13 protein-coding genes are annotated in these 12,541 nt (G+C 54.3%); 1 reads left to right on the top strand and 12 read right to left on the bottom strand.

Going from position 1 to position 12,541, the window contains the following annotated elements; genetic code table 11:
• Positions 1-105 precede the first annotated feature (105 nt).
• Complete coding sequence (locus EXZ61_RS09190) at positions 106-765, bottom strand: RlmE family RNA methyltransferase (RefSeq protein ID WP_142811137.1); 660 nt, start codon at positions 763-765, stop codon at positions 106-108.
• Positions 766-783: 18 nt separating this feature from the next.
• On the opposite strand from EXZ61_RS09190, the gene EXZ61_RS09185 reads away from it, so the two are divergent.
• Positions 784-1,260: a YhbY family RNA-binding protein gene (locus EXZ61_RS09185; RefSeq protein WP_142811135.1), complete on the top strand. Its 477-nt coding sequence runs from the start codon at positions 784-786 to the stop codon at positions 1,258-1,260.
• Between the two features lie 22 nt (positions 1,261-1,282).
• Here EXZ61_RS09185 and EXZ61_RS09180 read toward each other — a convergent pair whose 3' ends face one another.
• The 11 genes from EXZ61_RS09180 to lpxD form a co-directional block, all read right to left on the bottom strand.
• Positions 1,283-1,714: a DUF4149 domain-containing protein gene (locus EXZ61_RS09180; RefSeq protein ID WP_142814181.1), complete on the bottom strand. Its 432-nt coding sequence runs from the start codon at positions 1,712-1,714 to the stop codon at positions 1,283-1,285.
• Position 1,715: 1 nt separating this feature from the next.
• Entirely contained in the window at positions 1,716-2,192 is a 477-nt protein-coding gene (greA, locus tag EXZ61_RS09175) for a transcription elongation factor GreA (protein WP_142811133.1), read from the bottom strand.
• Between the two features lie 104 nt (positions 2,193-2,296).
• Positions 2,297-5,569: a carbamoyl-phosphate synthase large subunit gene (gene carB, locus EXZ61_RS09170; protein ID WP_142811131.1), complete on the bottom strand. Its 3,273-nt coding sequence runs from the start codon at positions 5,567-5,569 to the stop codon at positions 2,297-2,299.
• A 77-nt stretch (positions 5,570-5,646) separates the two neighbouring features.
• Positions 5,647-6,309 (bottom strand): leucine efflux protein LeuE, encoded by a 663-nt coding sequence (leuE, locus tag EXZ61_RS09165; protein ID WP_142811129.1) that lies wholly within the window; start codon positions 6,307-6,309, stop codon positions 5,647-5,649.
• Entirely contained in the window at positions 6,306-7,484 is a 1,179-nt protein-coding gene (carA, locus tag EXZ61_RS09160; protein ID WP_142811127.1) for a glutamine-hydrolyzing carbamoyl-phosphate synthase small subunit, read from the bottom strand. Before carA ends, leuE begins: the two co-directional genes overlap by 4 nt.
• A gap of 177 nt (positions 7,485-7,661) precedes the next feature.
• On the bottom strand, positions 7,662-8,462 hold the full coding sequence (locus EXZ61_RS09155; protein WP_142811126.1) for a TrmH family RNA methyltransferase: 801 nt from the start codon (positions 8,460-8,462) through the stop codon (positions 7,662-7,664).
• Complete coding sequence (rnhB, locus tag EXZ61_RS09150) at positions 8,459-9,070, bottom strand: ribonuclease HII (RefSeq protein ID WP_142811124.1); 612 nt, start codon at positions 9,068-9,070, stop codon at positions 8,459-8,461. Before rnhB ends, EXZ61_RS09155 begins: the two co-directional genes overlap by 4 nt.
• A gap of 7 nt (positions 9,071-9,077) precedes the next feature.
• The gene (gene lpxB / locus EXZ61_RS09145) at positions 9,078-10,274 is read right to left on the bottom strand and encodes a lipid-A-disaccharide synthase (RefSeq protein ID WP_178084848.1); all 1,197 of its coding nucleotides are present in this window, start codon (positions 10,272-10,274) and stop codon (positions 9,078-9,080) included.
• 18 nt (positions 10,275-10,292) lie between these two features.
• The gene (gene lpxA / locus EXZ61_RS09140; protein WP_142811122.1) at positions 10,293-11,087 is read right to left on the bottom strand and encodes an acyl-ACP--UDP-N-acetylglucosamine O-acyltransferase; all 795 of its coding nucleotides are present in this window, start codon (positions 11,085-11,087) and stop codon (positions 10,293-10,295) included.
• Positions 11,088-11,097: 10 nt separating this feature from the next.
• Entirely contained in the window at positions 11,098-11,538 is a 441-nt protein-coding gene (gene fabZ / locus EXZ61_RS09135; RefSeq protein WP_142811120.1) for a 3-hydroxyacyl-ACP dehydratase FabZ, read from the bottom strand.
• A complete protein-coding gene (lpxD, locus tag EXZ61_RS09130; RefSeq protein WP_142811118.1) occupies positions 11,535-12,539 on the bottom strand; it encodes a UDP-3-O-(3-hydroxymyristoyl)glucosamine N-acyltransferase in 1,005 nt (334 codons plus the stop codon). Before lpxD ends, fabZ begins: the two co-directional genes overlap by 4 nt.
• Between the last annotated feature and the right edge of the window lie 2 nt (positions 12,540-12,541).

The raw sequence follows: 12,541 nt of genomic DNA, 5'->3' as shown, positions 1-12,541 counted from the left end.
TACCTGAGTCCTATTTTAGGCCTTTCAAGGTTTAAGGCCCAAATTATTCCGATTCAGCCATAGTTTCCGGATGGAAATGATGGCACCAGTATTCCTTACGAGAAATTACTTCAGACGCAAACCCTGGCCTGACAAAAAGATTTCAGACGAGCGATCACGTGACGCTTTGGGTTTGTGGTTCTTCACCACCAAAAAAGCAGACTTAAAGTGCTGCACAACCGAGTCATAGCTACCACCGTGAAAAGCCTTCACAACCAAGGTTCCCTGTGGCTTCATGTGGTTCTGTGCAAACTCGATCGCAAGCTCGATCAAATACTCCACACGTGAAGCGTCTGCAGATGAAATACCCGACAAGTTAGGAGCCATGTCTGACACCACGACATCGGCTTGACGACCTTCCAAGGCTTGTGTCAACAAGCCAAGCACGTCTGCTTCTCTAAAGTCACCCTGTATAAAGGTCACTCCCTCGATAGGATCCATGGGCAAGATGTCCAGACCAATGATGGTACCGTTCAAATCCCCCACCGCAGCGCCCTTGGGCGACATTTTGCGACGCACATATTGACTCCAGGCACCGGGCGTGCATCCAAGATCCACTACGAGTTGCCCAGGTTTGATGAGACCCAGCGACTCGTCAATTTCCTTGAGTTTGTAGGCGGCACGGGCGCGATAGCCCTCTTTATGCGCCAATTTGACGTAGGGATCGTTAATATGGTCATGCAGCCAGGCCTTGTTGACCTTTTTGCCTTTACTAGGGGTTTTCATTGCACCGATAATACCCCTATGCCCCAAATTCAATTGACACCTGCCCAGCGCAAAGAACATCGCTCCGAAGCCCACCATCTTGACCCCGTGGTCATGATTGGAAATGACGGCCTTACCGCCAATGTAAAAAAAGAAATCGACGCAGCGCTCAGCGCCCACGGTCTGATCAAAGTCAGAGTCTTCTCAGACGACCGGGTTGCCCGAGAGAGTCTGTACCAATCCATTACGGAAGAACTCAACGCGGCTCCCATTCAGCACATCGGCAAGTTGCTGGTCATGTGGCGCCCGAAAGTTGAAAAAGAACGCACAGTTGACGAAGACCGCATGGCTGGCCCGCGCGATTTTAAAGTGCTGAAGTACAGCAAGCGCGCCGGACAACGCCCTGAAGTTAAGACCTTGCGTGTATTGGGAAATCAGCGACTCACAGCAGGTGGCAATGTGAAGCGGGCCAAACCTAAGCCACAAACCAGCATCAAGAAACGCAGCCAAACCTAAGCTGCGCTCTGCTCCTCTTTCGCTAGGCTTGCGCTGGAGTTCCCACCTCACGACGGCTTAGCAAAGCAAACACCACGGCCGAACATAGCCACTGCAGAAAATACATGGCACCTCCCACCCGGTGCCACAGTGTGAGGTTGTCACGCGCCACAATGCGCGGAGCAACGCCATACTCCACAAGCAGAGCGAACAGCAAACCAGCCACTGCAAAACCTATAGCAGCTAGCGCTTTATCCATGGGCGCAGTAGCCATTTTTTGTTTCAAAAGAAGCATCAAACCCACGGCACAAACGCTGGACACATAGGTTTGCGCAGTGAACAGCTTGGCAGCCATATTGCCAGCCATGGCGGGCGTGGCCAAATTGGAAAACAGCATCGGAACGACAAAAAAGCCAAGGGTCGTCAAACTACCCCACCACAACGCCGCCAGCCACACTGGCAGCTGGCTTAGCACCCTAGATATACGAGACAGTGACAATTTCGTAGGCCCGCACGCCACCGGGCGCCTGTACTTCCGCGGTGTCACCTTCAGATTTCCCGATCAAGGCACGTGCAATGGGGCTGCTGATATTGACTAAGCCAAGCTTGATATCGGCCTCGTCTTCACCGACGATTTGGTAAGTCACTGTATTGCCGGTTTCCTCGTCCTCTAGCTTCACAGTGGCTCCGAAGACCACCCTTCCTTCAGCGTCCAACTCGGCGGGATCAATGACTTGGCATGCAGAAAGCTTGCCTTCGACCTCTTGAATACGACCTTCAATAAAGCCTTGACGGTCTTTAGCGACCTCATACTCTGCGTTTTCGCTCAGGTCGCCTTGGGCACGGGCTTCAGAGATGGCGTTAATCACCCAGGGTCGATCTATCGTCTTAAGTTTGTGCAATTCTGCGCGCAACAACTCTGCGCCGCGTTTGGTGATGGGGATGGTAGCCACGTACTGCTCCGGGTTAAAACGGGATGAACAAAAAAGGAAACCGCCGACCGTTGCCGATCGGCGGTATGAATTGCAGCAATTATGCCGCGATTGTGACCAGCCGTTTAGGCGGCAGCTAACTGTGCGTGCATTTCCTGAATGGAAATGACATCGAGATGGTCCAGGTGGGGCATGCCTTGTACGGCAGCCTCAGCGCCTGCAATCGTCGTGAAAGTGGTAACACGTGCCAACAAAGCAGAGGTACGAATCAGACGGGAATCCGCAATGGCATTGCGGCGCTCCTCTACAGTATTGATCACCAATGCAATTTCGTTGTTTTTGATCATGTCCACAATGTTGGGGCGACCTTCCGTGACTTTGTTGACCACTTCACACGCGACCCCAGCTGCGTTAACAGCAGCCGCTGTGCCTTTGGTCGCCGATACCGTAAAACCCATGTGAGCCAAGGCCCGTGCAACTTCAATGGCACGGGGTTTATCGGCACTTTTGACGGATAAGAAGGCGCGCCCTGCACGCGGCAGCTTGGTGCCCGCGCCCAGTTGTGACTTAACGAATGCTTCACCAAAGGTTTTCCCGACGCCCATCACCTCGCCTGTGGACTTCATCTCAGGCCCCAGTATCGTATCTACCCCTGGGAACTTCACGAACGGGAACACCGCTTCCTTCACACTGAAGTAAGGAGGATTCACTTCCGCCGTAATGCCTTGAGAGGCCAAACTTTGTCCCACCATGCAGCGTGCGGCCACTTTAGCCAATTGAATGCCCGTCGCCTTGCTTACAAACGGCACAGTCCGTGACGCGCGGGGATTGACCTCCAGCACATAAATCACGTCTTTGCCATCTACGTTTTGAATCGCGAACTGCACATTCATCAGACCCACCACGTTCAAGGCCTTCGCCATGGCTGCGGTTTGGCGCTTGATCTCCGCCACCGTGTCTGTGCCCAAGCTGTAGGGAGGCAGCGAGCAGGCGGAGTCGCCGCTGTGTACACCGGCTTGCTCAATGTGCTCCATCACGCCACCGATGAACGTAGCGCCCTCAATACCATCAGCACCTGCGTCACGGATACAGTCGACATCACACTCAATCGCGTCGTTCAAGAAACGGTCCAACAACACCGGGGAGTCATGGCTAACCTTAACGGCCTCGCGCATGTAGCGTTCCAAGTCACGCTGCTCATGCACGATTTCCATGGCGCGACCACCTAACACATAGCTAGGACGCACGACCAAGGGGTAACCCAAAGCGGCAGCCTTTTCCAGGGCTTCAGGCTCGGTGCGGGCCGTCGCGTTGGGGGGTTGGCGCAATTTCAGTTCATGCAGCAGTTTTTGGAAACGCTCACGGTCTTCCGCTGCATCAATCATGTCAGGGCTAGTGCCAATAATGGGCACGCCGTTGGCTTCGAGATCCAAGGCCAACTTCAACGGTGTTTGCCCACCGTATTGAACAATGACGCCCACTGGCTTTTCTTTGTCCACAATTTCTAGGACGTCTTCCAGGGTCAACGGTTCGAAGTACAGGCGGTCGGACGTGTCGTAGTCGGTAGACACGGTTTCCGGGTTGCAGTTGACCATGATGGTCTCATAACCATCTTCGCGCATGGCCAAAGCCGCGTGCACGCAGCAGTAGTCAAACTCGATCCCTTGGCCAATGCGGTTGGGGCCACCGCCCAACACCATGATTTTTTTGTTGTTGGTAGGCGCGGCTTCGCACTCTGAGCCGTCGGCTTCATAGGTGGAATACATGTAGGCCGTGTTGGTGCTGAACTCAGCCGCGCAGGTATCTACCCGCTTGTAAACGGGGCGCACACCCAAGGCACGGCGCTTTTCGCGAACCGCCTTGTCCGTGGTTTTGAACTGGCGTGCCAAGCGGCGGTCAGAAAAACCTTTTTGCTTCAGGCTGCGCAAGGTTGCTGCGTCGATGCGGTCAAGAGCAGAGCCGCTGTCTGGCTGGGGCAAGCGTTCAATTTCCAGTTCGATTTTGACGATCTGCTCAATTTGCACCAAGAACCAAGGATCGATTTTGGTAATGGCGTAGACCTCATCCACGCTCATGCCTTGGGCGAAAGCGTCACCTACATACCAAATGCGTTCTGGGCCTGGTGCACCCAATTCTTTTTCCAATACCTCGCGGTCTTGGGTTTTTTCGTTCATCCCATCCACGCCGACTTCTAGACCGCGCAAGGCTTTCTGGAAGGACTCTTGGAAGGTGCGGCCCATTGCCATCACTTCACCCACTGACTTCATTTGCGTAGTGAGGCGGCTATCGGCTGCTGGGAATTTCTCAAAGGCGAAACGTGGGATTTTGGTAACCACATAGTCGATGCTGGGCTCAAAACTCGCTGGCGTTGCGCCTCCCGTGATGTCGTTGCGCAACTCGTCTAAGGTGTAGCCCACTGCTAACTTGGCAGCCACTTTTGCAATCGGAAAGCCAGTTGCCTTGGACGCCAAAGCCGAAGAGCGTGACACGCGCGGGTTCATCTCGATGACAACCATGCGTCCATCTTTGGGATTGATGGAGAACTGCACGTTAGAGCCGCCAGTGTCCACTCCAATTTCACGCAACACCGCCAACGAGGCATTGCGCAGGATTTGGTATTCCTTGTCCGTCAAGGTTTGCGCTGGTGCCACCGTGATGGAGTCACCTGTGTGCACGCCCATAGGGTCCAAGTTTTCGATGGAGCAAACGATGATGCAGTTGTCCGCCTTGTCGCGCACCACTTCCATTTCGTACTCTTTCCAACCCAAGAGAGACTCTTCAATCAAGAGCTCATTGGTAGGCGAGGCTTCAAGACCGCGTTTGCATATAGTTTCAAACTCTTCGGAGTTGTAGGCAATGCCGCCGCCCGTGCCGCCCAGTGTGAAGCTAGGGCGAATGACCGTGGGAAAGCCCAAGGTCTTTTGAACAGCCCAAGCCTCGTCCATGCTGTGGGCAATGCCGGAGCGCGCTGAACCTAGACCGATCTTGGTCATCGCGTCTTTGAATTTCAAGCGGTCTTCCGCCTTGTCTATGGCTTCAGGAGTTGCGCCGATGAGCTCCACCTTGTATTTTTCCAGCACCCCGTGGTGCCACAAATCCAACGCACAGTTCAAGGCCGTTTGACCACCCATGGTAGGCAGAATGGCATCAGGGCGTTCTTTGGCAATGATCTTCTCGACGGTTTGCCAGGTGATCGGCTCAATGTAGGTCACATCAGCCGTGGCGGGGTCGGTCATGATGGTTGCGGGGTTGCTGTTGATCAGCACCACACGGTAGCCCTCTTCACGCAACGCCTTGCATGCCTGCACGCCGGAGTAATCGAACTCACACGCTTGGCCAATAATGATGGGGCCAGCGCCAATGATGAGAATAGTTTTGATATCAGTACGTTTTGGCATATTTCACTACTTCTTATGTGCGTACAGCGCCTAAGGACGCTGCACAAATTTCCGAAACCCGTCCAAGGCGACAGGTACTAACTCAAACTTGCAGACGCTAGCTTCACCCCAAACCACACAAACAAGCCCCCCACCGCGCTGGACAAACCAGCACTGGTGCGGTGGCGCGCACGAAACAACTGGGCCAAGCGCGCGCCCAAGAAGATGATGGTGGACAAGTACACAGCACTGAAGGCCATGACGATGAAGCTCAAAATCAGAAAAGGAACTGCGGGCGTCGCATAGCTGGGGTCAATAAACTGAACAAAGAACGACAGCAAGAACAAAATCGCCTTCGGGTTCAGCAAGCTAATGAGAAGCGCCCGCTTAAACGGGTGGTTCATATTGACTGTGGGGGCAGCGTCAGAAGCGGCATCGATCACTGACGTTCCTGCGCGCAACTTTTTCACTGCTGCCACCAATAAATTGATGCCCACCCACGCCAAATAGGCGGCGCCCACATACTTAACGACGATGAATAGTGCAGGGTAGGTACGCAATAAGCTCGCCGCACCCAAGGCGGTCAGGGCAAGCAAGATGGTGTCTCCGACAAAAACGCCGCCAGCGCCTTTAAACCCTGCACGCACGCCACGTGCCGAAGCAACAGACAACACGTAAAGGGAGTTCGGGCCAGGCAACAAAATGATGCCTAACGCACCGAGGACATACGTCCACAAATCGGTGACACCATAAAAGCTCATGCCTTGGCGCCTCGCACTGTTTCCATTTCACGAATGAAACGATCGAACAGGTAGCCAATGTCTTGCGGTCCTGGTGATGCTTCAGGGTGACCTTGGAAACAGAACGCGGGCTTGTCAGTGCGCTCTAAGCCTTGCAAGGTGTTGTCAAACAGGCTGACATGGGTAGCGCGCAAGTTTGAGGGCAAGGACTTCTCGTCCACAGCAAACCCGTGGTTCTGGCTCGTGATGCTGACACGGCCACTGTCCAGGTCTTTCACCGGATGGTTGGCGCCGTGGTGGCCAAACTTCATCTTGAAGGTCTTGGCGCCCGAGGCCAATGCCATGATTTGGTGACCTAAGCAGATACCAAACGTGGGCGTACCTGAATCAATCAATTCACGGGCAGCGGCAATCGCGTAGTCACAGGGCTCTGGGTCGCCTGGGCCGTTGCTCAAGAAAATGCCGTCGGGTTGGTGTTTCAATACTTCCGCAGCGGGTGTCTGCGCGGGTACCACGGTAACTTTGCAGCCCCGCTGTGCCAGCATGCGCAAGATATTTTTCTTGACACCGAAGTCATACGCGACCACGTGGAATGTGGGGGCAAGTTGCGCACCATAGCCCTCCCCCAAAGTCCACTCGGTTTCGGTCCAGCTATAGCTTGCACTAGAGCTAACCACCTTGGCCAAATCTAAACCCGCCATAGCCGGAGCAGCTTTAGCGGCACTTACGGCTTTTTCAACGACAGCAGCAGTAATCACCTCCCCTGGGGCAAGCGCCAAGATGCAGCCATTTTGGGCACCGTGGGTTCTGAGTTGACGTGTCAACTGGCGTGTGTCAATGTTGGCGATAGCAACGCTGCCTTGCTCTTGCAAGTACTCGCTGAGCGACTGGGTCTGTCGGAAGTTGGATGCAACCAAGGGCAGATTTTTGATGATCAATCCCGCGGCGTAAACCTTGTTGGACTCGACATCTTCAGCATTGACGCCATAGTTGCCGATGTGGGGATAGGTGAGTGTGACGATCTGTTGGCAGTAACTGGGGTCAGTCAAGATTTCCTGATAGCCCGTCATGGAAGTGTTGAATACCACCTCCCCGACAGTAGAGCCTGCGGCTCCTATGGAATTGCCAATATAGACCGTGCCGTCTGCGAGCGCCAAGATGGCGGGTGGGGTAGTTCCCTTTAAAGACAAAAGCACTGGTTTCTCCGGATGGGGTTTTCGGGTACGCCCAAACGCGCTCAAGAATCAACTCTTGGCTTGCTTTTGTGAAGGGAGGTGCTTTTTGAGGCGCTAGACGTACAGGATGCGGTGAAGCGCCCCATTATAGCCGAGGCAAATGAAGCGGCATAAGGAAACCCAGCCGCACCTGAACTACTAAGCCCTCACACTGGGTGCTTGAGATGCACTTGCATGAAGGCAAATAGCAGCGGCGGCTCCCACATTGAGAGACTCTTCCCCCCCTGGTTGAGCGATACGAATATGCACGCGTGCCATCGCTTCCAACTCCGTGCAAACCCCCTGCCCTTCATGCCCAAAGACCCACGCGCATGGATTTGGCAGCTGGTTCGTATACTGAGCCACATGGAGAAACTCCCCTCTGTGTGAGCTCGTAACCACGATGGGCAGGTCCAAGCCATCCAGGTTGGCAAAGGTAAATCCCTCGAACAGCCGCAAACCCCAGTGCGCACCCATACCGGCACGTAAAACCTTGGAACCCCATAGCGCCGCTGTACCCTTTAGCGCTAGCACTTGCTCAACCCCAAACGCTGAAGCGCTGCGCAATATAGACCCAACGTTGCCGGCATCTTGAACCCGGTCAAGAATCACGGTGGCAACACCAGGTTTCAGACCTTGGTCACGAGGTAACGCAAACACATATCCCATGCTCGCTGGCGACTCTAGGCCGCTGATCTCATGAAAAAGTGCATCCGGAACTACTATGTTTTTTGTAGCGGCCTGCACATATTCTGTGCGCGCAGCCGATAGAAACGACTCGGCGAATACAGCTATATCGGGACGCATACCCCTGACCAAGGCCGCGCGACACAAATGGTCTCCCTCTGCCCAATAGCGCTGCTGCTTTCGATACGCCCCATTTTCTTGGGACAAACGCCGCAAGTCCTTGATCAAGGCGTTATCTCTAGAGCTAATACGCAGCATCGAAGGGGCGTTCATACCAACACCTCCGCTACGGGACGGAAAGTCTTTCTATGCTGGGGACAGGCACCGTGAAAACGCAATGCTGCCAAATGCTGCGCAGTGCCATACCCCTTGTGCTTTGCAAAACCATACTCAGGGTAGAGGTGATCGACCTCTTCACACCATCGGTCACGGTGTACCTTAGCCAAGATAGATGCAGCAGAGATCGCTGAAATGAATGCATCCCCTTTGACCACCGCTTCAGCCAACACGCCCAATACTGGGATGCGATTTCCGTCTACCAAGACCTTTGCTGGTTTGAGGCGCAGGCCTTCTACGGCTCTACGCATAGCGAGCATAGTGGCCTGCAAAATGTTGAGTCGCTCTATCTCTTCAACGCTCGCCTCTGCTATGGCGCAGCACAGCGCCTTGGCACGAATTTCGTCAAACAACGCCTCACGCCGTGCGGCGCTTAAGACCTTGGAATCTGCCAAGCCCGCTATAGGATTCATTTCATCCAGGATGACGGCAGCGGCCACCACAGGCCCCGCCAATGGCCCGCGCCCAGCTTCGTCTACCCCGGCAATAAGTCCAGGCGCAGTCCAAACTAGACTGGTTTGGCGCGGAGAATTAAGGCTTGCCATACGTGGTTTAGCTCTGGAGGACTTGCTGAATGGCATGGGCAGCTAACTGAGCGGTATCACGCCGCAGTTCAGTGTGCATTGCAGTAAATTTTTGGTTAAGCGCCCTTAGGCGCTTGGTAGTGGCGGGCTCGGCCTGCAACCACCCAAGAACAGCGCTAGCCAGCGCTTGAGGAGTTGCTGCGTCTTGCAAGTACTCGGGCACTACGAACTCTCCGCACAGGATATTGGGCAAACCCACCCACGGTTGCAGTCGCTTGCGCCGCATGATTTGCCACGACAACCAACTCATGTGGTATGCGATGACCATGGGGCGCTTGAACAACGCGGCCTCTAAGGTTGCCGTGCCGCTTGCAATCAGCGTGACATCGCACGCTGCAAGCACGGTGTGGGACTGACCATCCACCAAAAGCACGTGTTCCAACATCCCGCAGGCTTGGGCGGCCTTTTCAATCTCAATACGCAACAAAGGGGCGACTGGAATTACGAATTTGATAGCAGGCTTCGCACGCAGAACAAGCGCAGCAGCCATAAAGAAGCGCAAAGCTAGGTGCTGCACTTCCGACCTGCGGCTACCAGGCAATAGGGCCACAACACAGTCATCGGCCGAGAATCCTAAGGCGGCGCGCGCCATCGCACGATCTGGCTGCATCGGTATATGGCTAGCAAGCGGGTGGCCAACGTAGGTCGCATGAATGCCGTGCCGCGCCAGTAAGGCTGGCTCAAAAGGGAATATGCACAAAACGTGATCTACGCTGCGCTTAATCTTCTCTAATCGCTTAGGGCGCCACGCCCACACAGACGGGCACACAAAATGGACCGTCTTAATGCCTGCGTTCTTTAGCTCCGCTTCCAAGTCAAGATTGAAGTCAGGCGCATCCACACCGATAAACACTTGGGGCTTGCTCTGAAGCAGACGGGTTTTTAGGCTACTGCGTATCCCGATAATTTCGCGATACCTACGCATTAGCTCCCAGCTAAAGCCGTGAACCGCGAGTTTTTCGTGCGACCACCACGCATCAAACCCTCGGAGTGCCATCTGTGGGCCACCAATGCCGAAAGTATGCAACCGAGGCCATTGCGCCAGCATCCCATCCAAAAGTAACCCAGCAAGAAGGTCACCTGAGGCCTCCCCTGCGACCAAAGCAACACCGAACCGATCAAGTTGGTCTGTCGCTCCAGAGGGCGAGGTATTGCTGAGTCCCATGGCGACAGCTAAACCAAACTAGCGAACAATGCCGCGCTGCGGAGATGTCTGAGCAAGAAACGCCAACATCATCTCGATGTCCGCCTCTGACTCGACGTGAGCGTCTTTCAACTCAGCGATGCGTGCACGTGCCGCCTCCAATGTCAGGTCATCCCGATACAAGGCTTTATGCATAGCTTTTACTGCGCCTACCCGAGGCGCCGAAAACCCGCGACGGCGCAGACCCTCATAGTTCATTGACCGAGCATGGGCCGGCTGGCCTTGGCACATCACATAGGGAGGCACATCGGCAAACAAAAGTGTGCACATCGCGGTCATGCTATGGGCGCCGATTCTCACGAACTGGTGCACAACCGTGAAACCACCAAGAATCGCCCAATCACCTACGTGGACGTGCCCCGCCAGCTGCGAATTGTTGGCAAAAATTGTGTTGTTGCCGACGACACAATCGTGCGCCAAATGCACATATGCCATAAGCCAGTTGTCATTGCCGACTCGGGTGATGCCAGTGTCACCTGGAGAGCCAATATTGAAGGTGCAAAACTCGCGAATCGTGTTTCGATCACCAATAACCAACTCACACGGTTCGCCAGCGTATTTTTTGTCCTGCGGTATTGCACCCAAGGAACTGAACTGGAATATTCTGTTGTCAACCCCGATGGTGGTGTGCCCTTCGATCACACAATGCGGCCCCACTGTAGTACCGGCCCCTATCTTGACGTGGGGACCAATCACAGAGTAAGGCCCGACCGTCACCGTTGAATCGATTTCAGCACTTGCCGATACAACGGCGGTGGCGTGAATGTTGCTCACAACTCGCTCACTAGGCTATAGCGCGCATTGCGCAAGTCAGCTCGGCTTCGACAGCTAACTCACCAGACACGGTTGCCTTAGCCTTGAACTTAAATATACCGGCCTTCATACGAAGCAACTCCACGTCCAAAATCAATTGATCTCCTGGTTCAACAGGACGCTTGAAGCGCGCACCATCAATGCCCGCAAAGTAATAGACCATGTCATCGCTTGGGGAAGTACCCAAGGCGTCAAATGCCAGCAAAGCAGCGGCCTGCGCAAGTGCTTCCAGCATGAGAACACCAGGCATCACTGGGCGGTGAGGAAAATGTCCTTCGAAAAAAGGCTCGTTCATGGTCACGTTTTTCAGTGCCTTGATGGTTTTACCTTTGTCCAACTCCAACACACGATCAACCAACAAAAAGGGATAGCGATGCGGCAGCTGCTTCAAAATTGCGTGAATGTCCATCATTTGTTTTCCATTGTCTTCAGAGTTTCTTCCAACACGCGAATGCGATCTCGCAGACTGTGCAATTGTTTCAGTGACGCAGCATTCTTCTCCCATGCGCTGTTGTCATCGATGGGGAACATGCCAGTGTAAGTGCCGGGCTTACGGATCGAGCGCGTGACCACTGTGGCCGCAGATACGTTGACATGGTCGGCCAAGCTCAGATGCCCCAGAACGATCCCTCCTCCTCCCACCGTGCAATGCGCACCAATGGTGGCGCTGCCAGCAACACCCACACAACCGGCCATGGCCGTGTGTTTGCCAATATGTACGTTGTGACCGATTTGAATCAAGTTATCGAGCTTAACGCCATCCTCAATGACGGTATCACTCAGCGCCCCGCGATCAATGCACGTATTCGCGCCAATTTCTACGTCGTTGCCAATACGAACGCCGCCTAACTGTTCTATTTTTTCCCAAGTCCCATTGGTCAATGCAAAACCAAACCCATCCGCACCGATCACAACACCTGGATGGACCACACAGCGCTGCCCTAAAGAGCATCCTTCACTCACGGTAACACGTGATTTCAGTACAGTGTTTGCGCCAATTGAGGCACCACGCTCAACAACACACAAAGGTCCCACAGAGGCGGACGGGTCCACAAACGCGGTCTCATGAATGACCGCGGTAGGATGAACCTTGGGTCCCGATTCGCAGGGCAAAAGACGCTTCCACCACTGCGTTAACTTGGCGAAATAGAGGTATGGGTCGTCAACCACGATGCAGGCACCGCGTTGGCGGGCTACGGACTCCATCCCGGGAGAAACGATCACGCATGCAGCCATACTTCCCAAGAGCTGCTGCTGGTACTTCGGGTGGCTAAGAAAGCTGATCTCGCTCCCTGACGCGCTTTCGAGGGGTGCCAGCCCTGAGATTCGGGAAGCACTATCACCAAAAAGAGTCCCACCCAATGCAGCCACTACAGAAGCCAAGTCAGGCTCCTGAACCAAGGCGCTCTTCATTC

This window comes from Rhodoferax aquaticus, from assembly GCF_006974105.1.
Lineage (GTDB): Bacteria > Pseudomonadota > Gammaproteobacteria > Burkholderiales > Burkholderiaceae_C > Allorhodoferax > Allorhodoferax aquaticus_A.
Note: the sequence above shows the minus strand (reverse complement) of the source record. Positions and strands in the feature narration are given on the sequence as shown.

Bases quoted from the DNA above. Each gene is read 5' to 3' on its own strand.
- EXZ61_RS09190 (WP_142811137.1), bottom strand. From the start codon at position 765: ATGAAAACCCCTAGTAAAGGCAAAAAGGTCAACAAGGCCTGGCTGCAT.
- lpxD (WP_142811118.1), bottom strand. From the start codon at position 12,539: ATGAAGAGCGCCTTGGTTCAGGAGCCTGACTTGGCTTCTGTAGTGGCT.
- leuE (WP_142811129.1), bottom strand. From the start codon at position 6,309: ATGAGCTTTTATGGTGTCACCGATTTGTGGACGTATGTCCTCGGTGCG.
- lpxB (WP_178084848.1), bottom strand. From the start codon at position 10,274: ATGGGACTCAGCAATACCTCGCCCTCTGGAGCGACAGACCAACTTGAT.
- EXZ61_RS09185 (WP_142811135.1), top strand. From the start codon at position 784: ATGCCCCAAATTCAATTGACACCTGCCCAGCGCAAAGAACATCGCTCC.
- carB (WP_142811131.1), bottom strand. From the start codon at position 5,569: ATGCCAAAACGTACTGATATCAAAACTATTCTCATCATTGGCGCTGGC.
- EXZ61_RS09155 (WP_142811126.1), bottom strand. From the start codon at position 8,462: ATGAACGCCCCTTCGATGCTGCGTATTAGCTCTAGAGATAACGCCTTG.
- fabZ (WP_142811120.1), bottom strand. From the start codon at position 11,538: ATGATGGACATTCACGCAATTTTGAAGCAGCTGCCGCATCGCTATCCC.
- rnhB (WP_142811124.1), bottom strand. From the start codon at position 9,070: ATGGCAAGCCTTAATTCTCCGCGCCAAACCAGTCTAGTTTGGACTGCG.